This is a genomic window from Mesorhizobium australicum WSM2073, from assembly GCF_000230995.2.
GTDB lineage: Bacteria > Pseudomonadota > Alphaproteobacteria > Rhizobiales > Rhizobiaceae > Mesorhizobium > Mesorhizobium australicum.
The window spans coordinates 4,682,048-4,707,983 of sequence record NC_019973.1 but is presented as its reverse complement, the minus strand read 5'-3'; the positions used below and the strand labels follow the sequence as shown (position 1 = coordinate 4,707,983).

At 64.6% G+C, this 25,936-nt stretch carries 24 protein-coding genes; 18 read left to right on the top strand and 6 right to left on the bottom strand.

Annotated features, from left to right (window positions below):
- Positions 1-105: 105 nt before the first annotated feature.
- Entirely contained in the window at positions 106-2,091 is a 1,986-nt protein-coding gene (locus tag MESAU_RS22715) for a TadE/TadG family type IV pilus assembly protein (protein ID WP_015318366.1), read from the bottom strand.
- 255 nt (positions 2,092-2,346) lie between these two features.
- Between MESAU_RS22715 and MESAU_RS22710 the strand changes: the two genes are divergently transcribed.
- Together MESAU_RS22710 and MESAU_RS22705 are read left to right on the top strand one after the other, a co-directional pair.
- Positions 2,347-3,207, top strand: coding sequence for a TIGR01459 family HAD-type hydrolase (locus MESAU_RS22710; protein ID WP_015318365.1), 861 nt, complete (start codon positions 2,347-2,349; stop codon positions 3,205-3,207).
- Positions 3,208-3,213: 6 nt separating this feature from the next.
- Complete coding sequence (locus MESAU_RS22705) at positions 3,214-4,194, top strand: bifunctional riboflavin kinase/FAD synthetase (protein WP_015318364.1); 981 nt, start codon at positions 3,214-3,216, stop codon at positions 4,192-4,194.
- 29 nt (positions 4,195-4,223) lie between these two features.
- Here the strand turns inward: MESAU_RS22705 and MESAU_RS22700 are convergent, their stop codons facing one another.
- Positions 4,224-4,778: an HdeD family acid-resistance protein gene (locus MESAU_RS22700; protein WP_015318363.1), complete on the bottom strand. Its 555-nt coding sequence runs from the start codon at positions 4,776-4,778 to the stop codon at positions 4,224-4,226.
- A 188-nt stretch (positions 4,779-4,966) separates the two neighbouring features.
- On the opposite strand from MESAU_RS22700, the gene MESAU_RS22695 reads away from it, so the two are divergent.
- The 3 genes from MESAU_RS22695 to MESAU_RS22685 all read left to right on the top strand — a co-directional run bounded on the left by MESAU_RS22695 (position 4,967) and on the right by MESAU_RS22685 (position 9,925).
- A complete protein-coding gene (locus MESAU_RS22695; RefSeq protein WP_015318362.1) occupies positions 4,967-5,779 on the top strand; it encodes a MipA/OmpV family protein in 813 nt (270 codons plus the stop codon).
- 284 nt (positions 5,780-6,063) lie between these two features.
- Entirely contained in the window at positions 6,064-9,048 is a 2,985-nt protein-coding gene (ileS, locus tag MESAU_RS22690) for an isoleucine--tRNA ligase (RefSeq protein WP_015318361.1), read from the top strand.
- A 205-nt stretch (positions 9,049-9,253) separates the two neighbouring features.
- Entirely contained in the window at positions 9,254-9,925 is a 672-nt protein-coding gene (locus MESAU_RS22685) for a metal ABC transporter substrate-binding protein (RefSeq protein ID WP_015318360.1), read from the top strand.
- A 34-nt stretch (positions 9,926-9,959) separates the two neighbouring features.
- Here MESAU_RS22685 and MESAU_RS22680 read toward each other — a convergent pair whose 3' ends face one another.
- Positions 9,960-10,409: a nucleoside deaminase gene (locus MESAU_RS22680; protein ID WP_041163474.1), complete on the bottom strand. Its 450-nt coding sequence runs from the start codon at positions 10,407-10,409 to the stop codon at positions 9,960-9,962.
- A 181-nt stretch (positions 10,410-10,590) separates the two neighbouring features.
- Between MESAU_RS22680 and MESAU_RS22675 the strand changes: the two genes are divergently transcribed.
- The 5 genes from MESAU_RS22675 (at position 10,591) to MESAU_RS22655 (ending at position 16,850) form a co-directional block, all read left to right on the top strand.
- Positions 10,591-12,522, top strand: a complete 1,932-nt coding sequence (locus tag MESAU_RS22675) for a pseudouridine synthase (protein WP_015318358.1) — start codon at positions 10,591-10,593, stop codon at positions 12,520-12,522.
- The gene (rsmD, locus tag MESAU_RS22670; RefSeq protein WP_015318357.1) at positions 12,519-13,073 is read left to right on the top strand and encodes a 16S rRNA (guanine(966)-N(2))-methyltransferase RsmD; all 555 of its coding nucleotides are present in this window, start codon (positions 12,519-12,521) and stop codon (positions 13,071-13,073) included. Before MESAU_RS22675 ends, rsmD begins: the two co-directional genes overlap by 4 nt.
- A 119-nt stretch (positions 13,074-13,192) precedes the next feature.
- The gene (locus MESAU_RS22665; protein WP_015318356.1) at positions 13,193-14,581 is read left to right on the top strand and encodes a M16 family metallopeptidase; all 1,389 of its coding nucleotides are present in this window, start codon (positions 13,193-13,195) and stop codon (positions 14,579-14,581) included.
- Positions 14,582-14,583: 2 nt separating this feature from the next.
- The gene (locus tag MESAU_RS22660) at positions 14,584-15,981 is read left to right on the top strand and encodes a M16 family metallopeptidase (protein WP_015318355.1); all 1,398 of its coding nucleotides are present in this window, start codon (positions 14,584-14,586) and stop codon (positions 15,979-15,981) included.
- Positions 15,978-16,850, top strand: coding sequence for a patatin-like phospholipase family protein (locus MESAU_RS22655; protein ID WP_015318354.1), 873 nt, complete (start codon positions 15,978-15,980; stop codon positions 16,848-16,850). Before MESAU_RS22660 ends, MESAU_RS22655 begins: the two co-directional genes overlap by 4 nt.
- Positions 16,851-16,934: 84 nt before the next feature.
- Here the strand turns inward: MESAU_RS22655 and efp are convergent, their stop codons facing one another.
- On the bottom strand, positions 16,935-17,504 hold the full coding sequence (efp, locus tag MESAU_RS22650) for an elongation factor P (RefSeq protein ID WP_015318353.1): 570 nt from the start codon (positions 17,502-17,504) through the stop codon (positions 16,935-16,937).
- A 114-nt stretch (positions 17,505-17,618) separates the two neighbouring features.
- Here efp and epmA point away from each other — a divergent pair, with 114 nt between their 5' ends.
- Positions 17,619-18,665, top strand: coding sequence for an EF-P lysine aminoacylase EpmA (epmA, locus tag MESAU_RS22645; RefSeq protein WP_015318352.1), 1,047 nt, complete (start codon positions 17,619-17,621; stop codon positions 18,663-18,665).
- 24 nt (positions 18,666-18,689) lie between these two features.
- On the opposite strand, the gene MESAU_RS22640 is transcribed toward epmA, so the two are convergent.
- Positions 18,690-19,106 carry a VOC family protein gene (locus MESAU_RS22640; RefSeq protein WP_015318351.1) on the bottom strand — a complete coding sequence of 139 codons (417 nt, stop codon included), beginning with the start codon at positions 19,104-19,106 and terminating at the stop codon, positions 18,690-18,692.
- 175 nt (positions 19,107-19,281) lie between these two features.
- Between MESAU_RS22640 and MESAU_RS22635 the strand changes: the two genes are divergently transcribed.
- The 6 genes from MESAU_RS22635 to lpxK all read left to right on the top strand — a co-directional run bounded on the left by MESAU_RS22635 (position 19,282) and on the right by lpxK (position 24,875).
- On the top strand, positions 19,282-20,625 hold the full coding sequence (locus MESAU_RS22635; protein ID WP_015318350.1) for a TldD/PmbA family protein: 1,344 nt from the start codon (positions 19,282-19,284) through the stop codon (positions 20,623-20,625).
- Positions 20,612-21,415 carry a 3'(2'),5'-bisphosphate nucleotidase CysQ gene (locus MESAU_RS22630; protein WP_015318349.1) on the top strand — a complete coding sequence of 268 codons (804 nt, stop codon included), beginning with the start codon at positions 20,612-20,614 and terminating at the stop codon, positions 21,413-21,415. Before MESAU_RS22635 ends, MESAU_RS22630 begins: the two co-directional genes overlap by 14 nt.
- A 77-nt stretch (positions 21,416-21,492) precedes the next feature.
- The gene (locus tag MESAU_RS22625; protein ID WP_015318348.1) at positions 21,493-21,738 is read left to right on the top strand and encodes a DUF4170 domain-containing protein; all 246 of its coding nucleotides are present in this window, start codon (positions 21,493-21,495) and stop codon (positions 21,736-21,738) included.
- A gap of 5 nt (positions 21,739-21,743) precedes the next feature.
- Positions 21,744-22,535, top strand: coding sequence for a lysophospholipid acyltransferase family protein (locus MESAU_RS22620; RefSeq protein WP_015318347.1), 792 nt, complete (start codon positions 21,744-21,746; stop codon positions 22,533-22,535).
- A complete protein-coding gene (waaA, locus tag MESAU_RS22615; RefSeq protein WP_015318346.1) occupies positions 22,532-23,848 on the top strand; it encodes a lipid IV(A) 3-deoxy-D-manno-octulosonic acid transferase in 1,317 nt (438 codons plus the stop codon). The genes MESAU_RS22620 and waaA overlap by 4 nt, the downstream gene beginning before the upstream one ends.
- Before the next feature lies 1 nt (position 23,849).
- Positions 23,850-24,875, top strand: coding sequence for a tetraacyldisaccharide 4'-kinase (gene lpxK / locus MESAU_RS22610; RefSeq protein WP_015318345.1), 1,026 nt, complete (start codon positions 23,850-23,852; stop codon positions 24,873-24,875).
- Between the two features lie 97 nt (positions 24,876-24,972).
- On the opposite strand, the gene MESAU_RS22605 is transcribed toward lpxK, so the two are convergent.
- A complete protein-coding gene (locus MESAU_RS22605; protein ID WP_010915490.1) occupies positions 24,973-25,206 on the bottom strand; it encodes a DUF2093 domain-containing protein in 234 nt (77 codons plus the stop codon).
- A 114-nt stretch (positions 25,207-25,320) separates the two neighbouring features.
- On the opposite strand from MESAU_RS22605, the gene MESAU_RS22600 reads away from it, so the two are divergent.
- A complete protein-coding gene (locus MESAU_RS22600; protein ID WP_015318344.1) occupies positions 25,321-25,923 on the top strand; it encodes a hypothetical protein in 603 nt (200 codons plus the stop codon).
- Positions 25,924-25,936: the final 13 nt, after the last annotated feature.

Genomic DNA, 25,936 nt, shown 5'->3' with positions numbered 1-25,936 from the left:
CGCGATGGATGAGAGACCATGCGAACGGCCAATCTGTGCCTGCCACGGCAGGCGCCCGCAAGGGCTTGACGGCGCCGGGCGTTGCGCCAGTGGAACGAACTCGGGTTAGCCGACCACGCGCAGGTTCGACAGCTCGTTGCCGATTTCCTTGAAATCGTTTGCCAGGCTGGCGCCGGTCGCATTCCAGAACAGCTTCGCCGGTTTGCTCGGATCGGTCGCATCCTTGCGGAAGCGTGAATTCGACGAGCAGGATTTCAGCGCATCGATCGCCAGCTTGTCGCTGGCCCTGGTCGTCGACAGGTCGAGCGCCACCGTCATTACCATGATGTTGGCTGCCTTGGCGTTGTTGCAGAGCGTGGCTATCTGCTCGTTGAGGGCATTGGTGTAGTTGCCGTTCGAATAGTCGAACTGACCGATGGCGCTCGATGTGCCCATGAACAGGCGTCCGACCGAGGTGCCGTTGTAGCCGGGGTTGAGGTAGCCGAAGGAGGCGTAGGTCGATTTCGAATTGGCGGGGTCGGAATAGCCCAGCGAGGATGGCGTATAATAGGTGTTGGCGCCGTCGGTCAGCACGATCACCACCTTGTCGTTGCCTCTTTCGGTTTCCGGGCGCCCTTGCGTGAACGGCTCTCCGCTCGAGACCACCCGCCAGCCCCAGGCCATGCCCTCGGGAACATTGGTGCCGCCATTCGGCTGCATCAGGTCGATCGCCGACTTGATCGAGGTGAGCCCGTCGGCGACGCTGACATCGGTCAGCGGCGTGATCGGGTTGGTGGTGCAGCTGTAATTCGGCCCGTTGCCGGCAGGCAGCGCCGGCGCATCGATCGGCCGCGGCTGGAAATATTTGGCCATGTTGCGCAGCCGCGATTGGCCGCTGCTGCTCGATGGATCGTCGTTCCACCAGCTGTTGATGGCTCCATAAGTTACCGGTGCGGCCTCGTCGGGGTCCTGGGTGAGTTTCCAGTGATTGCCGGGTTCGTCGGGCGCGAACATCGGCACGAACATCGTTGCCGGATCGCCGACGCCGATGCCGGTGTTGGCCGAGCCACCGGACGGCGTGGCGTCGTTGATATTGTAAGGGTAGGGCCGTGCCTCGACGCAGCCTTGCCAACTGGCGAACGGACCGTAGGAATCGACATAGTCATATTCGTTGTGGCTGCTTTTGCAGGTGTTGTTCGAATTGTATGCGTCGCAGACCACGCGCTTGCTATTGACGATACGCTCGTGGTTGGTGACGACCTTCATGTCGCGATAAAGCGAAAACCGGGTCAGCATCTGGCCTTCCTCTGTTCCCCAGCCGGTGCCGCGCTTGTACCAGATGCCGTTGGTCTGCTGGGCGTATTTGTTGGCCCCGTTCAGCGTCGACCAGTCGAAATTCTCGTTCGATACCGGCGACAGACCCTCGGTGTCCATCCACGAGGCGTTGCCGTTGCCGGGGCCGACATTGACGGAGGCGGCAAAGGGCACGAGGCCGAATTGCACCGGCCTGTCGACCTGCTTGATCATCGCGGCCTGCTGGGCAAGCGTGTCGACCAGTTGCTTGGCCGCTGTTTTGAGCAGATCGATGCGCATTTGTCCTGAGCCGGTGCCGGGCGTGACCATCGATCCGGAATTGTCGAGCACCAAGGCAACCTCCAGCGTGTTCTTCAGCCGGACTTGCGAGGTGACGTTGAAGCTGAGCCTCTGGTTGGCATCGGTCGCCGATTTGCCGACGAACTGGGCGAAGGCGGGGTAGAAATAGGGTTTGTAATTAAGTTGGGCGGTCATGGTCAGCAGGCCGCCGCCACTGGTGTTGCTCGGCAAGGTGACGTTGAGCGTCGCGCTGGCGGGATCGATGTCGTTCAAATTGGCGTTGAAAAAGTCGAGCGCGTAGGCTCTCAGCTGATCGTCGGTGGCGCCTTCCGTCAGCCGGCGGGCCGTGGCGAAGTTGGCGGCGTCGAGCGCGTTCATCACCATCTGCTTTTCACGGTTCATTTCCGTGAAATCGACCGCGATCGCCAGGCCGCCCATCAGCGGCACCATCGCCACAGCCGTCATGAGAGCATAGTTGCCGCGCCTGTCGCGGCGGAACTGACGCCAGATTTCAAACATGCTTGCAGCGGCCCCCGCCGACGGATTCTCGGCCGGCGCCAACTTTCCACAAAACGCTGAAGGACGGGTTTGGGAAACCGCTCTATTGCTTGGTCGGCGCTTCACCAACCGCTAACCAATCAAGGCCGCGGCTTGCGCCGCAATTCGCGCCGATCAAGGCGAAAGCTGGTGACAGCATGGGCCGGTTCGGATAATTCGAACCGGCCGCGGGGAACCGTCGGCCGCTGTAACCGCAACGATACTGAAGGAAACGGCATGGCGGATTCGCCTGAAATCGTCGGCTCGCTCGAAGACGTCTCGAAAGCCTATTCGGCAATTCTTTGCGATGTCTGGGGGGTCGTGCACAATGGCGAGTGGCATTTTCCGGCTGCCGCGGCTGCGCTGGCGGCGGCAAGGGCGGACGGCACTCCTGTCGTTCTGATCACCAATTCGCCGCGCCGCAGCGCCGATGTCGTGGCGCAGATGAGCGTGATCGGCGTCCCGCCATCAGCCTATGACCGTGTGGTGACCTCGGGCGACGTGACCCGTGATCTGATCGCGGAAGGCCCGCGCAAGGTCTTCCACATCGGCGCCGACCGCGATCTGACCCTTTATGACGGCCTCGATGTCGAACTCGTCGAGGAGTTCGAGGCCACCGGCGTCGTGTGCACCGGGCTGTTCGACGACGAGGTCGAAAAACCCGATGACTATACGGAACTGCTGCGCCGGTTGCGCGCCAGGAACCTGCCGTTCATCTGCGCCAATCCCGATATCATGGTGGAACGCGGCGAACGGATCATCTGGTGCGCCGGCGCGCTCGCGCGCGACTACGCGCAGCTCGGCGGTCGCACGCTGATCGCCGGAAAACCCTACGCGCCGATTTACGAGGCCGCGATGAAGGAGGTGGCCGAGATCCTCGGCCGGTCGGTTGAGCGTTCGCGAATACTGGCAATCGGCGACGGCATGATGACCGACGTCAAGGGCGCTGCCGACAATGGTTTCGACGTCCTCTATGTCTCTGGCGGCATTCATGCCCGCGACTATGGCGATCCATCCCGGCCGGATCCGGCAAAGCTCGGGCTCTTCCTGGAGCGGCACGGCTATCGTCCGGTGGCCGTGATCGCAAGACTGCAGTAGGTGGCAATGGTCGCGTTCCAGCATCTTACGACAACCGCGCCGCTGCCCGCCGATCTGCGAGGGGGCGTGGTCGCGATCGGCAATTTCGATGGCGTCCACCGCGGCCATCAATCCGTGCTCGAACGGGCATTGGCGGAGGCCGTGCGGCGTGGCGTACCGGCCCTGGTGCTGACCTTTGAACCGCACCCGCGAACGGTTTTCAGGCCTGATCTGCCGCTTTTCGTGCTGACGCCGCCGCCGATGAAGGCGCACCTCCTGTCGCTGCTGGGCTTTGCCGCGCTCGTCGAACAGCCGTTCACGCGCGACTTCGCCTCGCTGTCGGCGGAAGCCTTCGTCACCGATGTGCTGGAGAGGGCGCTGGGCATTACCCACGCCGTGACCGGTTTCGATTTCCATTTCGGCAAGGACCGCCAGGGCGGGCCGGCTTATCTGATGGCTGCCGGCGAGCGCCATGGCTTCGGAGTCACCCTCGTCGACGCCTTTCGCGACGAAGGCGCCGAGGTGGTTTCGTCGAGCCGCATCCGTGCCTTGCTTTGCAAGGGCGAGGTGGCCGAGGCCGCCGGTCTGCTTGGCTATCGCTTTACGGTGGAAAGCGAGGTTGTCGGCGGCCAGCAGCTCGGGCGAACGCTCGGCTTTCCCACAGCCAATATGAGGCTTCCGGCGGAAGCCACGCTCAAAGAAGGGATCTACGCCGTCCGCTTCCGTCGCGCGGACGGTACGCTGCACGACGGCGTCGCCAGCTTTGGCCGCCGCCCGACCGTCGACGACAATGGCGCGCCGCTCCTGGAAACCTTCGTCTTCGACTTTTCCGGCGATCTCTATGGCGAGACTTGCGAGGTGTCGTTCTTCGGCTTCCTGCGCAGCGAGATCAAGTTCGACGGGCTCGACGCACTGGTCGTGCAGATGAAGCGCGATGAAGTCGAGGCCCGCGCGCTGCTTGGCGGCGTCAAGCCACTCTCCGGCCTGGACGCCGCGGTGGCGTTCTGAAGCATGATCCCGAAAGGGGGAACGAGTTCCTATTTCTTCAACGCAAGACCGACGGCGATGAAGGTCCAGCCCTGGAAGATCAGGTCGATCGCCAGGAACAGTCCGAGCACCCACAGGCTGTTGACCGGCCAGCCCATGGCGATGATCAGGCCCGCGAGCACGCTGATGACGCCCGCCGCGACAATCCAGCCCCAGCCGCGCTCCGGACGGTGGCTGTAGCCGACCCAGGCCCGCAGCGCGCCGGAAGCTACGAGCGCGATGGCCAGCAGGAAGGTCAGCACCGCCGAGGCGAGCAGCGGATTGTCGAAAGCGAAGAACCCTGCGACCGCATAAAGCAGTCCGCTGAGCAGCCAGTAGAAGAAGCGGCCCCAGGTCTTGACCCCGAAAGCATGCATGATCTCGATGATGCCGGCCACCAGCATCAGCCATCCGACAACGTAGACGGAAGCCACCGTGGCGATGAACAGATTGCCGAAGGCTACACCGCCGAGGATCAGCAGCACCACGCCCAGACCGACGAACCATCCCCATTTGTCACGCGTCCGGCCGATCGCGTTCTTCAGAGTATCGCCGTGCAAGGTCATGTCGCCACCTCCATAGAGGACCGCCAGCATGCAGGGAGGTTACCCTCGGCGCCGACCCGCGTCCAGCCGATGGCGGGCGCGATGGTGCAGGCAATGCGCGCTGGATGTCTCGCCCTTAAATCAAATTTTACCAAAGCCTCGTCAAAGCTGTCGCCGCAGGGCAGTTGTATCGTGTTAGTGGAGTGACCATGAGTCAGGTCGGGAAGATTTCTGTAGCCGTGGCTACTGTCGTGCTCGCCATGTCAGGCGCGGCCGAAGCCGGTGATGGCGCTTTCGGCTGGCTGTCCGGCGACTGGTATCTGACGGTCGGCGCGACCGGCCTGGTGGCGCCCAATTTCGAAGGCGGCAAGAAATACATGCTGAGCGCCCAGCCCATCATTTCGCTGGGCAAGGCCGGCCCTGCGGCTCGCTTCACCTCACGCAACGACAATATTTCGCTGGCGCTTGTCGACGACGGCGGCGTCCGTGCAGGCCTGACCGGCAAGTTCCTGTTCTCGCGCGACGACGGCGATGCCGACGAGCTCAGGGGGCTCGACCCGGTCCGCTGGGGCGGCGAGGTCGGCGGCTTCTTCGAATTCTATCCGACGGACTGGATGCGCGCGCGCGCGGAATTGCGGCATGGCATCCGAGCCCATAACGGCTTTGTCGCCGACATCGCCGCTGATGCTTTCTACGACCTGACGCCAACCGTCAGGATCTCGGGTGGCCCGCGCGTGTCGTTCGCCTCGGCGAACTATTTCGATGCCTATTACGGTGTCAACGCGCAGGAAGCCGTGGCCTCGGGCCTGAGCCAGTACAATCCCGGCGGCGGCCTGAAATCCGTCGGCCTCGGTGGCGCGGTGACCTGGAAGGTGACCGATCCGATGACTGCCAGCCTGTTTGGCGAATATTCGCGCCTGGAGGGTCCGGCCGCCGATTCCAGCCTGGTCAGGGAACGTGGCGACCGCAACCAGTTCATGGTCGGCGTGTCGACCACCTACCGCTTCGACTTCAAGATGTAAGCGAATCGAACGAGACGCTTTATTCCTGCGCTCTTCTCCGCTAAAAGCCCAGCAATGACGAGCTTTTTGCGCCTTCACGCGCCGACGATACGAATTACCAGCCCGGTGTTCCCAGCAGCCTGAAGGCTGTAGGAGCCGCCGGGAATATTGCGCGCGGCCTCTCGCGCTTTTCCAGATCATCAAAGCATGTCGCCCCGAGTGGGCCCCGTTTTTGGGAACGGCATGCGTGTAAAATAGAGTTTCACGCCGCAAGCCACGTGGCCCGGCATGCACATGGCAGACCAATGACCGACGAAACCCAATCGACGATCGACTATTCGAAGACCCTTTATCTGCCGCAGACGGAGTTTCCGATGCGCGCCGGCCTGCCCGAGAAGGAGCCGGTGCTGGTCAAGCGCTGGCAGGACATGGACCTCTACCGCAAGCTGCGCGAGAGCGCGGCGGGGCGTACAAAATACGTGCTGCATGACGGCCCGCCCTACGCCAACGGGAACATCCATATCGGCCACGCGCTGAACAAGATCCTCAAGGACGTTATCACCCGCTCATTCCAGATGCGCGGCTATGACTCGAACTATGTGCCCGGCTGGGACTGTCACGGCCTGCCGATCGAATGGAAGATCGAGGAACAATACCGCGCCAAGGGCAAGAACAAGGACGAGGTGCCGGTCAACGAATTCCGCCAGGAATGCCGTGAATTCGCCGCGCACTGGATCTCGGTGCAGGGTGGAGAGTTCCAGCGTCTCGGTGTCATCGGCGACTTCAAGAACCCTTATACGACCATGGCCTTCCACGCCGAGTCGCGCATCGCCGGTGAATTGTTGAAGTTCGCCATGTCCGGCCAGCTCTACCGTGGTTCGAAGCCGGTGATGTGGAGCGTCGTCGAGCGGACTGCGCTCGCCGAGGCCGAGATCGAGTACCAGGACTACGAGTCAGACACGATCTGGGCGAAGTTTCCGGTGGCCAATCTCGTCGTCGCCAGTGTGGTGGACGGGCAGCCGGCGGAGCTCGATCCGGACCTGAGCGGTCGGTCGCTTGACCTGCTGGATGCTCATGTCGTTATCTGGACGACGACGCCGTGGACCATCCCGGGCAATCGCGCCGTCAGCTATTCGCCGCGTGTCGCCTACGGCCTCTACGAGGTGACGGCGGCCGAGAATGCGTTTGGCCCGCAGCCAGGCGAGAAGCTGATCTTTGCCGATGCGCTGGCAGAGGAAAGCCAGGCCAAGGCCAAGGTCATCTTGAAGCGTCTTCACGGCATCAGCGCCGAACAGCTTGGAAATCTTGTGCTTTCGCATCCCTTCAAGGGCCTCGGTGGCGGCTATGAATTCCCGGTTGCGATGATTGCCGGCGACCATGTCACCGACGATGCCGGCACCGGCTTCGTGCACACCGCTCCCGGCCATGGCCGGGAGGACTTTGATGCCTGGATGGACGCCGCGCCCGCGCTGCGCCAACGTGGCATCGACACCGAAATCCCGTTCACCGTCGACGATGCCGGCTTCTTCACCAAGGACGCGCCGGGCCTCGGCCCTGACCGCGAAGGCGGACCCGCGCGCGTCATCGACGACAATGGCAAGAAGGGCAACGCCAACCAGGCGGTCATCGACGAGCTGATCAAGCGCAATGCGCTGTTCGCGCGCGGCCGGCTGAAGCACAGCTACCCGCATTCATGGCGTTCGAAGAAGCCGGTCATCTTCCGCAACACGCCGCAATGGTTCGTCTACATGGACAAGGACCTCGGCGACGGCACCACGCTGCGGGGCCGCGCGCTGAAGGCCATCGACGAGACGCGCTTTGTCCCGGCCGCCGGCCAGAACCGCATTCGCGCCATGATCGAGGAGCGCCCGGACTGGGTGCTGTCGCGCCAGCGCGCCTGGGGCGTGCCGATCGCCGTCTTCGCCGACGAGGATGGCAATGTGCTGAAGGATGAGGCCGTCAACCGCCGCATCATGGACGCCTTCGAGGCGGAAGGCGCCGACGCCTGGTTCGCGCCCGGCGCCAAGGAGCGCTTCCTCGGCAATCACGATGCCTCCAAATGGAAGCAGGTGATGGACATTCTCGACGTCTGGTTCGATTCGGGCTCGACACATGTCTTCACCTTGGAAGACCGGCCCGACCTGAAGTGGCCGGCCGACGTCTATCTCGAAGGCTCCGACCAGCATCGCGGCTGGTTCCACTCCTCGCTGCTCGAAAGTTGCGGCACCAGGGGCAGGGCGCCTTACGACACCGTCGTCACCCATGGCTTCACCATGGACGAGGATGGGCGCAAGATGTCGAAATCGCTCGGCAACACGGTCGTGCCGCAGGATGTGATCAAGCAGTCCGGCGCCGATATCCTGCGGCTCTGGGTGGTGACGACCGACTATTGGGAAGACCAGCGCCTCGGCAAGAACGTGCTGCAGACCAACATCGACGCCTATCGCAAGCTGCGCAACACCATACGCTGGATGCTGGGCACGCTCGCCCATGACGATGGTGAGGTCGTTCCCCTGGAGACGATGCCGGAGCTTGAGCGGCTGATGCTGCACCGGCTGGCCGAACTCGACGAGGTGGTACGCCAGGGCTACGACGCCTTCGAGTTCAAGCGCATCACGCGCGCACTGCTCGATTTCATGGTGGTCGAGCTGTCGGCCTTCTATTTCGATATCCGCAAGGACGCGCTCTACTGCGACGGCCCATGGAGCGTGAAGCGCAAGGCCTCGGTCCAGGTGGTGCGCCATCTCTTCGATTGCCTGGTGAAATGGCTGGCGCCGATGCTGCCCTTCACCATGGAGGAGGCGTGGCTCGAGCGTCATCCCGATGCGATGTCGGTGCATCTCGACCAGTTCCTGCAAATCCCGGCGGGTTGGAGGAACGAGGCGCTGGCGGAGAAATGGCGCAAGGTCAGGCAGGTGCGCCGCGTCGTCACCGGCGCGCTCGAGATTGCGCGTGCCCAGAAGGTGATCGGCTCCTCGCTGGAGGCTGTCCCCGTGGTCACGATCAACGATGCGGCGCTCGAGGCGGCGATATCGGACGTCGACATGGCTGAAATGGCCATCACCAGCGATCTCGTCATTGCCCATGGCGAGGCGCCGCGAACCGCCTTCGCCCTCGATGATGTCAAGGGCGTTGCCGTGGTCGTCGAGAAAGCGGAGGATCGCGGCTTGGTCAAATGCGCGCGTTCCTGGCGCTACACCGCCGATGTCGGGCAGGATTCCGAGTTTCCGGATGTTTCGGCACGGGATGCCGCGGTGCTGCACGAACTGAAAGCGCTGGGAAGGCTCTAGTGCCTGTCGCCCAAAGAAGTGCACAAATGCCACGCCGCGCGGGTGCAAACCCGCCCGTGCGTTGCCCTTAACGAGTGGTTGAGGTAAACACGCGAAACTCCGGAAGACAAATTGTCGCCGGATTTCCGTCGCAAGTGCTTGCACGATGGGGACCGGACACAAGGCCGGTGCGATCGAGAGGTTGTCTAGAGTGGGACTTTTTGGCATGACCGAAAGATATAACGCGCGCCTTGCGCTGCTGGCGCCGCTTGTCGCATCGGGCCTCGCTTTGTCCGGCTGCATGGGCTCTCCGACCTACGGCACCGACAAGACCGCCGCCGAGCAACTGGCCGGCGATCTTACAGGCGCCGTTTCCTTCGCGCCGAAGCGCAAGGACCCGATCGACTACAAGCCGCGTCCCACCCTGGTGAAGCCGGCACCTGGCCAGAAGGAAGCGCTGCCTGCCCCGCAGGAAAGCATCCAGACGGCAAACGCCGGTTGGCCCGAATCGCCCGAGCAGCGCCGCGCGCGCCTGCGCGCCGACGCCACCGCACACCAGAATGATCCGGCCTACCAGTCGGAGATCGTCGATGACGTGCAGACGGATCCGGCTTCGGTGAAAAGGGCGATGGAGGAATCAGGATCCAGCCACCCGCCGGCGTGGAAACCCGCCGATTCCGACAAGGGCCGCGCCGCCGAGATCCAGCGCCGCCTTGCCGAGAGCAAGCAGGGCGATCCGAACACGCGTAAATACCTCAGCGAGCCGCCATTGGCCTACCGTGTCGCCTCCGATGCCGCGCCGCAGAACGAACTCGGCGAAGACGAGTACAAGAAAGAACGCGCTCTCAAGGCAAAGGCCGAGGGCAAGAAGGGCGGCTGGTTCGACTGGTTGCAGTAAGAACAAGTCGCGCAGGTCTTGCGGCGGCCTTGGCTCAGTCTCGACGTCCCCTGAAAAAATCCTTCAGCAGCAGGCCTGCTTCGGTCTCGGCCATGCCCGGATAGATGTCGGGCGTGTGGTGGCAGGTCGGAGAGGCGAAGAAGCGCACGCCGTTGACGACGGCGCCGCCCTTTTCGTCGGCCGCGCCAAAATAGAGACGGCGCAGCCTGGCGAAGGAGATTGCCCCGGCGCACATGGCGCAGGGCTCCAGCGTGACATAGAGATCGTGGCCGGTGAGCCGCTCGCTCGAGAGTTTGCCGCAGGCTTCACGGATCACCAGCATCTCGGCATGGGCCGTCGGGTCCGCAAGCTCGCGCGTGCGGTTGCCGGCACTGGCAATAACCGCGCCGCCATTGGCGATGACCGCGCCGACCGGCACTTCGCCACGCAAGGCTGCCGCTTCGGCCTCTTTTAGCGCCAGGGCCATGAAATCCGGCCTCTTCAAGGGGTTTGTCTTCCCATTATATCCTCGCCACCCGGCGGTGATCCTGTTATGGAGCGCATCAACCCGAAAAATCGGACTCGATTTTCGGAAATGATCATGCGCCAAATCAAAAGTGCTACAGCGTTCGTTGCGCGCCGAACGGATGCGCCACGCTGTAGCAGCGCAAACGGACAAAGGCCACATGGACGACAACGACAAGAAATCTCCGCGCAAAGCCGGCCCGGGCAGGAGTGGCCCGAAATCGGCAGGTGCACCTGGCCGCGGTGCCGGCAAGGGCGGGAAGCCGTCCTTTGCTGCGAAAAAACCTTATGCGCCACGTGGCGATCGGCCGATGGCCGCCGACGGCGACCGGCCGAAGCGGGACTTCAAGGGCGGCGACAGGCCATTCAGCAAGGGACCGCGCCCCGAAGGCAAGCCTTATGAAAAGCGCGAAGGCACGCGCAAGCCCTACGCGCCGCGCGGCGACCGCCCGATGGCAGCCGAAGGCGAACGCAAGCCTTATGAAAAGCGGGAGGGACCACGCAAGCCCTACGCGCCGCGTGGCGACCGTCCGGTTTCTGCATCGGCGGAGGGCGGTGAAAAGCGCTTCGACCGTCCCAAGCGTGATTTCGGAGATCGTCCGAAGCGGGATTTCGCTGACCGTCCAAAGCGTGACTTTGGCGGCGACAGACCCAAGCGTGATTTCGGTGATCGGTCGCAAGGCGCGTCTGGCGGCGGCTTCAAGCCGCGCTCGCGGCCTGCCGAAGCAACGGAAGAAGCCGGCGAGCGCATCGCCAAGCGGCTGGCACGCGCCGGGCTCGCCTCGCGCCGCGACGCCGAGGAGTTGATCGCCGCCGGCCGCGTCAAGGTCAATGGCAAGGTGCTGGCCTCGCCGGCGTTCAACGTCATGCCCAATGACATCATCCATCTCGATGGCATGGAAATCCCGCCGATCGAACGCACGCGCCTGTTCCTGTTCCACAAGCCGGCCGGCGTCGTCACCACCAACCGCGATCCGGAAGGGCGCAAGACTGTCTTCGACGTGCTGCCCGCCGAACTGCCGCGGCTGATGACCATCGGCCGCCTCGATATCAACACCGAAGGCCTGCTGCTGCTGACCAATGATGGCGGCCTGTCGCGCGTACTCGAACTGCCGGCCACTGGCTGGTTGCGCCGCTACCGCGTGCGCGTTCATGGCAAGGTCGAGGAAAGCGCGCTCGCCGGCCTGCGCGAAGGCATTGCCGTCGACGGCGTCTTCTACGGCGCCATCGAAGCCAGCTTGGATCGCGAGCAGGGCTCCAACGCCTGGCTGACGATCGGTCTGCGCGAGGGCAAGAATCGTGAAGTCAAGAACATCCTCGGCGCGCTCGGCCTCGACGTCACGCGGCTGATCCGCATCTCCTACGGTCCGTTCCAGCTCGAGGATCTCGCCGAGGGCCATGTTCTGGAGATCAAGGGCCGGGTGCTGCGCGACCAGCTCGGCGAGCGCCTGGTCGAGGAATCCGGCGCCAATTTCGACGCCGAGATAACAAAACCGTTTTCCAATCAGCCGGTGCGGCGTACCGAAGTCCGAGAAGTCGAGCCCGAACGGCCGAAGTTTACGCGAGACGGCGAGCGCCGGCCGATCGGCGAGGGTGGGCTGATCAAGAACCGCAAACGCCGGGAAGGCAGCCGCGACGAGGCGCTCGGCAAACTGTCGACGAGCCCCGACAGGGGTGAGAGACAAGAAAAGAGCTTCGGCGATCGCGGTCCGCGACCGGAGCGCGGTGGCTTTGGCGATAAGCCGCGTGGAAGTTTTGGCGACAAGCCGCGCGGTGGATTCGGTGACAAGCCTCGCGGCGGCGGCAAGAAACCCGAGCGCGAGCAACGGCCGATCGAGCCGCCCGGCCAGCGCAAGGCCAATGTCTGGATGGCGCCGGGAGCCCGGCCGATCGGCAAGGGCAGGGCGGAGGCCGATGCGGCCAAGGCGGCCGAGAACAAGGCACGCAAGGCCTCGTTCAAGCCGTCTTATGGCAAGCCCGCCGGCAAGCCAGGTGGCGCGAAACCGTTCGGCAAGCCGCGTGGCGAGCGTCCAGGAGGCGCCGGTGGCGGCGAGCGGCCGCGCGGCGGCCCCAAGGGCCCCCGGACAAGATGAGAATCGTCGGCGGTGAGTTTCGCGGGCGTCCGCTGGCGACGCCCCGCAGCAGCGCCATCCGCCCGACGACCGATCGCACCCGCGAGGCCGTCTTCAACGTTCTGGCGCATCGCTTTGCCGGGCAACTGGACGGCGCGCGCGTGCTCGACCTGTTCGCTGGCACCGGCGCGCTTGGCCTGGAAGCCCTGTCGCGCGGGGCATCCTATGGCGTCTTCATCGAGGAATCGGCCGAGGGCCGTGGTCTGATCCGCGACAATGTCGAAGCCTTCGGCCTGACCGGACGCACCAAGATCTTCCGCCGCGACGCAACCGGCCTTGGCGAGGCGGGCACGCTGGCGCCGTTCGGCCTGGTCTTTGCCGATCCGCCCTATGGCAAGGGCCTTGGCGAGCTAGCCCTGCGGTCGGCCCAGGCCGGCGGCTGGCTGCGGCCAGGCGCACTCTGTGTGGTCGAGGAGACGGCGGTGGTTCCCTTCGAGCCAGGCCCGGGCTTTTCCGTGCTTGATGAGCGCAACTATGGCGAGACCGTGATCCGCTTCATCGAAGCTGCCTGAGAGGCCTGCTTTCAGCCGTGGCCTCTTTGCCGCCGCCTTTGCCGGCAACATGACCAACAATTCACTTTGCTTGTCGCCAGCGCCTTGCCTATCGTCGCTGCATGAAACCGGAGCCATCGATGACATCAAGGACTGAATGGCTTCGGGCCACGCTGCTGGCGACGTCGCTGGCATTGTTCATGACCGCCCCCGTCCTGGCGGACGGCCCCGTATTGCCAAGCACAGTGCCGGCCGAGTTCAAGGTCACGGACTTCCTGCTCGACAACGGCATGGAAGTGGTCGTCATTCCCGATCACCGCGCGCCGATCGTCACCCACATGGTCTGGTACAAGATCGGCAGCGCCGACGAGCCGCCGGGCAAATCCGGCATCGCCCATTTCTTCGAGCATCTGATGTTCAAGGCCACGGCCCACCACGCGGCCGGCGAGTTCGACCGCGCCGTCTCCGACATTGGCGGCTCCAACAACGCCTTCACCTCCTACGACTACACCGCTTTCCACGAGACGGTGGCACCGTCGGCGCTCGAGCTGATGATGAGCTTCGAAGCCGACCGCATGCGCAACCTCATCCTCACCGATGACGTCATCAAGACCGAGCGCGATGTCATCCTGGAGGAGCGCCGCTCGCGCATCGACAACAATCCGCAGGCCGTGCTCGACGAAGAGGTCGATGCCACGCTATGGCAGAACCAGCCCTATCGCATCCCGGTCATCGGCTGGATGCAGGAGATGGAGCAGCTGAACCGCACCGACGCGGTGGCGTTCTACAACAAATACTACCGGCCCAACAACGTCGTGCTGATCGTGACCGGCGATGTCGAACCGGACACGGTGAAGGCGCTGGCCGAAAAGACCTATGGCAAGGTGGCCCGCGGGCCGGACCTGCCGCCGCGCGTCCGTCCGGTCGAGCCGGAGCAGAACACCAGGCGCACGGTCACGCTCTCCGACGCTCGCGTCAGCGTGCCGAGTTTCTCGACACAATGGGTCGTGCCCTCCTATCACACTGCGAAGCCCGGCGAGGCCGAAGCGCTCGATCTGCTGGCCGAGATCCTCGGCGGCGGCAACCGCAGCCGGCTTTACCAGGCCCTTGTCGTCAAGCAGGGCATTGCTTCCGGCGCCGGTGCGTACTTCCAGGGCACCATGCTCGACGACACCAATTTCACCGTCTACGGCGCGCCGCGCGGTGACGCCAAGCTGGCCGACGTCGAAGCCGCGGTCGATGCGGAAGTGGCGCGCATCGCCAGCGACGGCGTCACCCCGGACGAGCTCGAAAAAGCCAAGGACCGCTATGTCAGGTCGATGATCTTTGCTCGCGACAAGCAGGATTCCATGGCCAACATCTATGGCTCGACGCTTGCCACCGGCGGCAACGTCCAGGATGTGCAGCAATGGCCGGACCGCATCCGCAAGGTCACCACCGACGAGGTCAAGGCCGTTGCCGCGCGCTATCTGGTATTGGCCCGCTCGACGACCGGCTATCTCTTGCCGCAGCAACAGGCGGGGAATTGATGATGACGAACCAGTTTAGCGGCGCGTTGACGTCGCCCCGCCAGGCTCCCCCTTCTCCCCTCGTGCGAGAAGGGAAGGCCCTCCACGCCCTCGCAACCTTCTTCCTCTCCGTCCTCTTCCTGGTTCTGCCGGCACTTGCCGCCCGCGCCATGGAGATCCAGTCCGTTACCTCCTCGAAAGACGTCACGGCCTGGCTGGTCGAGGACTATTCCGTGCCGGTGGTCGCCGTCCGCTTCGTCTTCGGCGGCGGCTCGACGCAAGATCCGGTGGGGAAGGAAGGTCTCGCCAACCTGATGACCGGCCTGTTCGACGAGGGTGCCGGCCCGCTCGACTCGGAAGCCTTCCAGATCAAGCTCGACGATGCCGGGGCGGAAATGAGCTTCGACGAGACCCGCGATGGCATCTACGGTTCCATGCGCATGCTGGCCGAACAGCGCGACGAAGCCTTCGACCTGTTGCGTCTGGCGGTCAATGAGCCGCGCTTCGACCAGGCGCCGATCGACCGCATCCGCGCGCAGGTCCTGTCCGGCATCATCGCCAACGAGAACGATCCCGACACGGTGGCGCAGAACCGGTGGGCGCGCGCCGTCTATGGCGACCACCCTTATTCGCGTTCCGACCAGGGCACCAGGCAGAGCATCGCCGCCGTCACGCAGGCCGATCTCGAGGCCCTGCACAAGGCGGTGTTCGCGCGCGGCGGCTTGCATGTCGCCGTGGTCGGGGCCATCGACCCCGAGACCCTGAAGAAGAAGCTCGACATGGTGTTCGGCGACTTGCCGCGGGACCAGGCGCTCGCTCCTGTAGCCGATATCGAGCCCAAGCTGGCGCAGCATATCGAGGTCAATTACGACCTGCCGCAGACATCGCTGCAGCTCGCCTGGCCGGGCGTGAAGCGCAAGGCGACGGATTTCTTCCCGGCGGTGCTGATGAATGAGATCCTCGGCGGTGGAACTTTCACCTCGCGCCTGTTCCAGGAGGTCCGCGAAAAGCGCGGGCTCGCCTACAGCGTCAATTCCTCCCTGGTCAACCAGGACCATGCCAATGCGCTGATCGTCACCACTGGGACGCGCTCCGATCGCGCGGCCGAGACGCTCGCTATCGTGCGCGACGTCGCCAAGCGCCTGGCCGAGGATGGCCCGACTGAGGCCGAACTGGCGGCGACCAAGAAATATCTGATCGGCGCCTATGCGATCAGCAATCTGGATTCGTCGAGTTCCATCGCCGCCACGCTTGTCGAGCTGCAGATCGACGATCTCGGCATCGACTACATGCAGCGCCGGGCAGGCTATATCAACGCGGTGACGATCGATCAGGTCAAGGCGGCGGCGAAGAAGCTGCTGACGGCGGAGCCGACCATCATGGTGGTCGGGCCGCCGCTGGCGGGAGCCGGCAAGGGATGAGCCCCACTTTCGGCATAGCGTTCGGCGGTGGCGGCGCGCGCGGTCTGGCGCATATCCATGTCATCGAGGCGCTGGACGAGCTCGGCATCAAGCCGGTGGCGATAGCCGGCTCGTCGATCGGCGCCATAATGGGCGCCGGCATGGCCTCGGGCATGACCGGCAAGGATATCCACGACTATGCTCGCTCGATCCTCGGCCGCCGCGCCGAGGTGGCGAGCCGTATGTGGCGGGCGCGGCCGGGCACGATCGCGGAAGCTATGCAAAATGGCATCCGCGTCAGCCAGTTCAATGTCGAGCGCATCCTGAAGGCGTTTCTGCCCGAGGCTATTCCCGAAACCTTCGCCGGATTGAAAATCCCGCTGAAGGTGACGGCAACCGACTATTTCGGCCACAAGCTCGCCGTGTTCGACGATGGCGACCTGCATTCCGCCCTTGCTGCCTCTGCCGCCATTCCTGCCGTCTTCCGTCCGGTGACGCGCGACGGCAGGCTGCTGATCGACGGCGGCATCTACAACCCTGTGCCCTTCGACCTGATCGAGAAGGATGCCGATATCATCATCGGCGTCGACGTGGTCGGCGCGCCGGAAGAGGCCGACCGCAAGCAGCCGACCTCCGTCGACCTGATGTTCGGCGCCACGCAATTGATGATGCAGTCGATCATCGCCAACAAGCTGAAACAGTGCCAGCCTGACATACTGGTCCGCCCAGCGGTATCGAAATACCGCGTCCTCGATTTCCTGAAGATCGAGGCCCTGATGAGCGAGACGGTTGAAATCAAGGATCGGCTGAAGCGGGAGGTGGAGGTCGCAATTGAACGGCGTTCCGCCAAGGTCGAAGCAAAAAGGACAAGAACACCAGCCAGGTCGTGATCGCGGTCAGCGAGACTGCGAGGCTACTTTGTGCCGTGTCGGCGGGGCATCAATGCCGAGGCGGCAACAATGCCTCCGCTTCGCTCAGTCCTTCGCCCGCTCCACATAGGATCCGTCCGCAGTCATCACCACGACGCGGGTGCCAGGCGCGATGTGCGGCGGCACGGTGGTGCGCACGCCATTGGAAAGCACGGCCGGCTTGTAGGAAGACGATGCCGTCTGGCCCTTGGTCGTCGGCTCGGTCTCGACCACTTCGAAGGTGGCACGCTGCGGCAGCACCAGGGCGATCGCGATGCCGTTGAACTGTGACACCTGCACCGGCATGCCCTCCTTCAGATAGGGCGCCGCGTCGCCGACCACGGCTTCAGACACCGCCACCTGGTCGTAGGTTTCCGGGTTCATGAAGTGATAGCCTTCGCCATCGGCGTAAAGGAAGGTGTGCTCGCGCTCCTCGACATAGGCGCGCTCCACCTGTTCGGTGGTGCGGTAGCGCTCCGACACCTTCACCCCGTCGCCGATGCGGCGCATATCGAGCTGCGTCACGGGCGTGCCCTTGCCGGGGTGGATGTTTTCGGCGAAGAGGATCACATAAAGCTTGCCGTCCTTGTCGACGACATTGCCTTTGCGGAGCGAACTGGCGATGACTTTCACCACGGTTTTAAATCCTGCGAGAGTTGACTGGCGTTTGCCGGCTTGCGCGGCGCTGGATGGGGGCCTAGCGCATCTTGGCGCGAACCGCCAGCCCCCTCGGCGAACCGAAGCGCGCTGATGACCGCCGCGTCGCCCTGGTGGACGCCGCATGTCCATGCCGACCGCCGTCCGCGCTTGATGCTGCGCAACGGGATGACGGCTGCCTTGCGCGACTGGTTCGCCCGCAACGACTTCATTGAGGTGGAGACGGCGGCGCTGCAGGTCTCGCCCGGCAACGAGGCGCATCTGGCGGCCTTCGCCACCGAAGCGGTCGGGCCGGATGGCGCCCGCTCGCCGCTTTATCTCCACACCTCGCCGGAATTCGCCTGCAAGAAACTGCTTGCGGCGGGGGAGCAGCGCATTTTCAGCCTGGGGGCCGTCTACCGCAACCGCGAGCGCGGTCCCTTGCATCATCCCGAATTCACCATGCTCGAATGGTATCGGGTGGGCGAGACCTATGAAAGCCTGATGCGCGACTGCGCCGATCTGCTGGCGCTGGCCGCGACACGGGCAGGGGCCACGCACTTCTCTTTCAGGGGCCGCGACTGCGATCCGTTTTCCGAACCGGAGCGGCTGACCGTGGCGGACGCCTTCAGCCGCCACGCCGGGATCGATCTGCTGGCCACGGTCGCGCCCGATGGCGGCACGGCCCGGGACGCGCTGCATGCCGCTCTGATCCAGGCCGGTCTGCGCACCGCGCCTGACGACAGCTGGGCCGATTTGTTCAGCCGCGTGATGGTGGAAAAGATCGAACCCAATCTCGGCCTCGGCCGCGCGACCATTCTTTGCGAGTACCCGGTCGCCGAGGCGGCACTGGCGCGGCCGAGCCCGAGGGATCCGCGCGTCGCCGAACGCTTCGAGCTCTATTGCTGCGGCGTCGAGCTCGCCAACGGCTTTGGCGAACTGACCGACGCGGCCGAGCAACGCCGGCGCTTCGTCATCGAGATGGACGAGAAAGAGCGCGTTTATGGTGAGCGCTACCCGCTGGACGAGGACTTCCTCGCCGCGTTGGCCGTCATGCCGCAGGCCAGCGGCATCGCGCTCGGCTTCGATCGGCTGGTGATGCTGGCGACCGGCGCGCAGAAGATCGAGGACGTGATCTGGACTCCGGTCCCGGCATCTTGAAGACGGGCTGCCGCCCCTTTGATCTCAATGCGCGAATACCTGCTCCAGCGAGCGAAAGCCCTTGAATTCCAAGGCATTGCCCGAGGGATCCCGGATAAACAATGTCGCTTGTTCGCCGGGCTCGCCCTTGAAGCGGACCATTGGCCGCTCCAGCCAGTCTATGTCGTCGCGCGCTTCCAGCCGCGTCGCCAGGCGCTGCCAGTCGTCCATCAAGAGCACAGCGCCGAAATGCGGGATCGGCACCAAAATGCCGTCGACCTTGCCGTCGCTTGCAGCTCGCGCGGCCTGCGGCCGCAAATGCGCCGACATCTGGTGGCCGTAGAGGTCGAAATCGACCCAGGTCGCCGACGAGCGGCCGATCGCACAGCCCAGCACCTCGCCATAGAAAGTTCGGGTTTCATCGAGATCACGGACTGGAAAGGCAAGATGGAAAGGCGTCATGGCGAAGGCTCCAGTTAGGCAAAAACCGCGACGTCCGCTCTTTGCGGGCGCTTCGATGGCGATTTGGTCGCAACATCCTGATTGCCCTTCGGCCATTGCACAAGCGGCAGTGGAACAATAGATGGTGCGGCAGCACCTGCCTTCCGGACAGGCTGAAGAAAACAGGATCAAGTGCATGACCGACAAGCTCGACGCCGCGAAATTGACGGACCGTGTCGCGGCCCTGGTCGAGGCCGCCAAACGCGCTGGCGCCGATGCCGCGGACGCCGTCGCGGTGCGTGGCCGCTCGACCGCTGTTTCGGTGCGGCTTGGCAAGGTCGAAAACACAGAGGCGTCCGAGGGCGACGACGTTTCGCTGCGGGTGTTCGTCGGCCAGCGTGTGGCCAGTGTATCGGCCACCGCAGCGTCCGACCCGAAGGCCCTTGCCGAGCGCGCCGTCGCCATGGCCAAAGTGTCCCCCGAGGATCCCTACCAGGGTCTTGCCGACCCCGCGCTGCTCGCCAGACAGACGCGCGATCTGGACCTGTTCGATGCAACCGAAGTGTCGGCGGACCAGTTGAAGGAGGCGGCCCTTGCGGCCGAGGCGGCGGCTCTCGCCGTCAACGGCGTAACCAATTCGGCCGGCAGCAATGCCAGCGCCGGGCTGGGCGGGCTGGTTCTGGCCACCTCGCACGGTTTTCTCGGCCAGTATGTCGCCTCGCGCTTTTCGCGCTCGGCCAGCGTGATCGCCGGCGAGGGCACCGGCATGGAACGCGACTACGAATTCTCCTCGCGCCAGCATTTTGCCGATCTCGACGCGGCCGAGGATATCGGCCGCCGGGCCGGCGAACGGGCCGTGCGTCGCCTTGGCGCGCGCAAGGCGGCGACCGGGTCGGTCGACGTGGTGTTCGACCCGCGCGTCGCGCGCGGCATTGCCGGCCATATCGCCGGGGCCATCAACGGCGCTTCCGTCGCGCGAAAAACCTCGTTCCTGCGCGACATGATGGGCAAGCAGGTGGCCGCGTCCGCCATCACCGTCACCGACGAGCCGCTGCGGCGCCGTGGCCAGGCCTCGCGCCCGTTCGATGGCGAAGGCGTCGAGGGCGAGAAACTCCTGATGATCGAAAAGGGCGTCCTCAATCACTGGTTCCTGTCGACATCGGCGGCCCGGGAGCTCGGCCTCGTCACCAACGGGCGCGGCACGCGCGGCGGCTCCTCCGTCTCACCGTCTTCCACCAATCTTGCCATCGAGCCAGGCGAAAGGTCGCCGGAAGACCTGATCGGCTCGCTCAAGAGCGGCTTCTACGTCACCGAAGTGTTTGGCCAGGGCGTAGACATGCTCACCGGCGAATACAGCCGCGGCGCTTCGGGCTTCTGGATCGAAAATGGGGCGCTTGCCTATCCGGTCGCCGAAGTCACCATCGCCTCGAACCTGAAGACGATGTTCCTCAACATGATGCCCGCGAATGACCTTGATCGCAATTTCGGCACCGCCGCCCCGACGCTCCTGATCGAAGGCATGACCCTTGCCGGAGCATGAGCTGACCACCGCCGGTGCCGATCTGGACCTGCCGCTGCTGCGCGACGCCGCCCGCGAGGCGGGTCTCATCGCCATGCGCTACTTCGGCAATAATCCGCAGGTCTGGATGAAGGGCGGCACCTCGCCGGTCAGCGAAGCCGATCATGCCGCCGATGCGTATCTGCGCCAGACGTTGCTTGCGGCACGGCCGGATTATGGCTGGCTGTCGGAAGAGACGGCCGACGACCCGGCGCGGCTTTCGGCGCGCCGCACCTTCGTTGTCGACCCGATCGACGGTACGCGCGGCTTCCTTGAAGGCCAGCGCGCCTGGTGCGTCAGCGTCGCCGTCGTCGAGAATGGCCGCACGCTCGCCGGCGTGCTCGAATGCCCGGCGATGGACGAGACCTATTCCGCGCTGCCAGGCCAGGGCGCATTCCGCAACGGCAAGCGCATTGCGGTGCGCAAGCCAGGCGACAAGCCCGAGATTTCCGGCCTGAAGCAGTTGATCGACCTGATGCCGGCCGGCTGGCAGGAGCGGCTGCAACGGGCGCCCTACAGCCCTTCGCTTGCCTACCGCCTGGCGATGATCGCCAGTGGCACGCTCGACGGCACCTTCGTCAAGCCGAACGCGCATGACTGGGACATCGCCGCCGCAGACCTCATCCTGCGCGAGGCAGGTGGCCAACTGCTCGACCCGCATGGCCACGCGCCGTCCTATGCCGGCGAGGTGACCCGCCACGGTGCGCTCGCGGCCGGCAGCGGCGAACTGCTGGCCGTGCTGGTCGACGTCATAGCCGGGCTGGATGGCTGAAAGCGTTTTTCGAAGGTTCCAAAGTCGGCGGCTTTGGTCTAGACCTGTCACAAACTCACGATATGTGAAGGACCGACATGGCCGCGGAAGACGGAAAGAAACAGCTTTTGCATCTGGTGTTCGGCGGCGAACTGAAGAAACTTGGCGGCACCGAGTTCCGCGATCTCGATGCGCTCGACATCGTCGGCGTCTATCCGGACTATCAATCCGCGCACACGGCGTGGAAGGCCAAGGCGCAGGCCAGCGTGGACAATGCCCATATGCGTTATTTCGTCGTTCATCTGCACCGTCTGCTGGATCCCGATAGCAAGGCCGCCGGTTGACTTCGATGGAGCATGATCTGGCGAAAGAGCCAGCCGGCGAGGCCGCGCCCACGGGCAGGGGCCGCAGCCGTACGACCAAGGCCTTCTGGCGCAGGATTCGCGAACCGCTCGCGCAGTCGCGATTCGTCAAGAACGCCATTGCCAGCCTGCTCGCGCAGTTCGTGCGGCTGGTTCGCGCGACCAGCCCCCTGGTCGCCGGATCGGCGCGCTTTTCGGGCGGCGCCTATGCCGAGTTCGAGCCGGGGATCATTGCTCTGTGGCATGGCCAGCATCTTTTGACGCCGGCCTATTACCCCAAGCGCAAGCCGCTGGTTGCCATGGTGTCGCGTAGCGCCGATGCCGAGCTCAACGCCCTGATGCTGGAGAAATTCGGCATCGAGGCGGTGCGCGGTTCGGGCGGGCGCGACAATGCCAGGCATCTCGACAAGGGCGGGGCCAAGGCGCTCATCGCCCTCAAAAAGTCGCTCACATCAGGCAAGAACGTCGCCATGATCGCAGACATTCCCCATGGTACCCCGCGCGATGCAGGGCTCGGTATCGTTCTCCTGGCTCGCCTCTCCGGCCGGCCGCTGCTGCCCGTCGCCATCGCCACCAGCCGCCGCAAGGTGCTGGAAAAGAGCTGGGACAAGACCACCATCAACCTGCCCTTCGGCCGCTCCGCCGTGACCATCGGCACGCCGATCTTTGTGGCGGCGGATGCCGATGACGCCGAAATGGAACGCAAGCGCCAGGAAATCACCACCGCCCTCAATGCCGCGACCGCCGAGGCCTACCGCCTCGTGGATGGCCCGCGGTGAGCGGCCGCTGGGCCCGCACCATGTTGTCGGCATACCGTTTTGCCGGCGCGGCCGCCTATCCGCTGGTCGGGCCTTACGTCGCCTGGCGCACCTCGCGCGGCAAGGAAGACCGCAATCGCCGCCGCGAGCGCTACGGCGTCGCCGGCCGGCCGCGCCCCGAGGGCCCGGTGATCTGGATCCATGCCGCGAGCGTCGGCGAGACCTTGGCCGTCGTGCCGCTTGTCGAAAGCATCCTCGACTATGGCGTCAACATCGTGCTGACGACCGGTACGGTCACCTCGGCCCAGGTCGTCGACGAGCGGCTCGGCGACCGCATCATTCACCAATATGTGCCACTCGATCTGAAGCCGGCGGTCAGCCGCTTCCTCGATCACTGGAAACCCGATCTGGCGATCATCGCCGAATCCGAGATATGGCCGATGACCATCCTCGAACTTGGTGCCCGCCACGTGCCGCAGGTGCTGGTCAATGGCCGGCTCTCCGATCGCTCCTTCATGTCTTGGAAGAAGCGGGCCAACATCGCCGAGGCCCTGTTCGAGAATCTGGCCCATGTCGTTGCCCAGTCCGACGTCGACGGCGAGCGTTTTCGGGCGCTCGGCGCCCGGCCGGTGACGGTGTCGGGCAATCTCAAGGTCGACACCAACCCGCCGCCGGTCGACTTGCGAGCGCTTGGCACATTGCAGCGGCAGATCGGCGATCGGCCGACCTGGGCGGCGATCTCGACCCATGATGGCGAGGAAGTGGTCGCCGCGGAAGTTCACGCGACGCTGCACAGGCGTCACCACGGCCTTTTGACGATCGTCGTTCCGCGCCATCCCGATCGGGCCGAAGCCCTTGCCGCGCAGATTTCCGGCATGGGCCTTAAAGTCGCGCGGCGCAGCAAGGGCGACCGTATCGGGGCCGATACCGATATCTTGCTTGGCGATACGATCGGCGAAATGGGCTTGTATCTCCGGTTGACCGAAATCGCTTTCGTCGGCCGCTCGCTGACCTCCGAAGGCGGCCAGAATCCGCTTGAGCCGGCCATGCTCGACACCGCCGTTCTCGCCGGGCGCAACGTGCAGAATTTTCGCGAGGCCTATCAGCGCCTGCTCGACAGCGGCGGCGCCAAGCTGGTGCGCGACCGCGACATGCTGGCCGGCGCCGTCAATTTCCTCCTGACCAACGAAGTGGCGCGCCACGAGATGATGGCGGCGGGGATCGCGACTGTCGAAGAGATGCGCGGCGCACTGGCACGCACGCTCAAATCGCTCGAACCCTATATCCAGCCGCTGGTGGTCAAGGCGCGCCTGAAGGGCGCCAACGGGCGTTAGAATGGCCTCCGAAGCACCGCCATTCTGGTGGGAAGAGCCGGACTGGAAGGTCCTGGCGCTGTCGCCGCTGTCGGCTGTCTACGCGCTGGTTGCCGGTCGCGGCATGCGGCGGGCCCGGCGCGAGAAGATCCAGGCGCCGGTTCTGTGTATCGGCAATTTCACCGTCGGCGGCACCGGCAAGACGCCGGTGGCGATCGCGCTCGCCCAACAGGCCAAGCGCATGCATCTGAAGCCCGGGTTCCTGTCGCGCGGCCACGGCGGTTCCTTCGCCGAGCCGCATGTCGTCGATGTCAGCCATGACAGCGCCAGGCATGTCGGCGACGAACCGCTGCTGCTGGCCGAACATGCCCCGGTGGCGGTGACGCCGAACCGTGCCGCCGGCGCCCGGCTGCTGCTGGAAAAACACGGTTGCGATTTCCTGATCATGGACGACGGCTTTCAGAGCGCGCGCATCCACATCGATTATGCGCTGGTCGTGGTCGATGCCCGCTACGGGATCGGCAATGGCCGCGTCATCCCGGGCGGTCCACTCAGGGCCAAGATCGTCGACCAGCTGGTTTTCACCAGCGGGCTGCTGAAGATGGGCGAGGGCACGGCCGCCGACGCCGTGGTCCGCCGAGCCGCGCGTGCCGGCCGGCCGATCTTCGAGGCCCACACGGAGCCGAGCAGCACGGCCGGGTTTGCCGGAAAGCGGTTCCTGGCCTTTGCCGGCATCGGTCATCCCGAAAAGTTCTTCGACACGGTGCGTGACGCCGGCGGCGAAGTGGTCCTGTCCAGGCCCTTTCCGGACCATCACTTCTACGCCGAGGACGAGCTTGCCGAACTGGCCGCGACGGCACGCGCCGAAGGCCTTGGCCTGATCACCACCGCCAAGGACGCCGCCCGGCTCCGTCACGGCGCCCCGCAGGACTTTCTCGACCGTCTCGACGTGCTGGAAATCGACACTGTGTTCGAGCTTGATCACGTGCCCGAACGCATCATCGAGGAAACGCTCGATGCCTGGCGGCAGCGCAAGTTGAGGAGATGAAGCTACTTCAGGAAAAAGTGCGTGGCGGTCTTCAGTCCGGAATTGCGTAAAACAATGAAGGAGAGCGGGTCAGATTCTATCATAGACTGAGCCGCTTTTAACTTCGTTTGCGCAACTCCGGATGCACCTCGATTTCGCGGCGCAGCGATGCGGTGGCGTTCACGTAGGGTTCCTGCCTGGCGACGCTCCAGTATTTCAGCTCGTCCAACGGGATGTTTTCGCCCGTCACCGCGCAGCGCACGAACGAGCCCGGGCTGGTGACCTGGAAATCGCCATCGAGATAGCGGATGCGGGCTTCCTTGCCGCCCGGGCCTTCGAAACGGTTCATCATGCAACGGTACTTGAGTTCATCGGGATTCAATCGCCATAAATCGTGGGCAAGGTCAAGCTTGGCGCAATGCTCATATAATATTGCGGTATGGCACAATGGTTGTCAGGAAGCGCCATGGACATCGCCAATGCCAGTATGACGTCTTTGCTGAAAGAAGCGCTCATTCCCGGGCCGGTGCCTTCGCCCAGGGCCGATCCCGCGACCGCGGCTCTGGTCAAGGCGCTCGTCCAGCCGGCGGCGCCCGCGATGGTGCAATCGGCGCAGTTCGCCGCCCAGGCGCTGCAAGGCTCGCTACCGCGGCCGGCCGGTCAAACCTCGCAACGCCTGTCCTCCCCCGAGATCGAGGATGCCTACCGGGCCGTCATGGAACCTGACGCCGCCACCCACCATGCATTGGCACGGGCCTCGACGGGTGGGGCAGGGACGGACACCGATCAGGCTTCGCGCGGCTTCGCTCCGCCGCGGATAACGGCCAACGACAGCCCCCCCAAACTCGCGGCGCCGCCGGCCCTATCCACATTCTCGCCGGCCGTCGCTTCGGCCGCGGTGCTGGTCGCGGCCAATGCCAACGCGCCGCAACCGCGCGGCGCCTCCATCCGTCCAGCGGGCCATGCTCCCCGATCCGAGCCAGTTCCGTCGTCGCTGTGGACGATATCGATCGTGACGGCCATCGTCTCGGCCGCAACCACCACGATCGTGCTTTTGCTGTTCCGTTAAGCGAGTATCACGC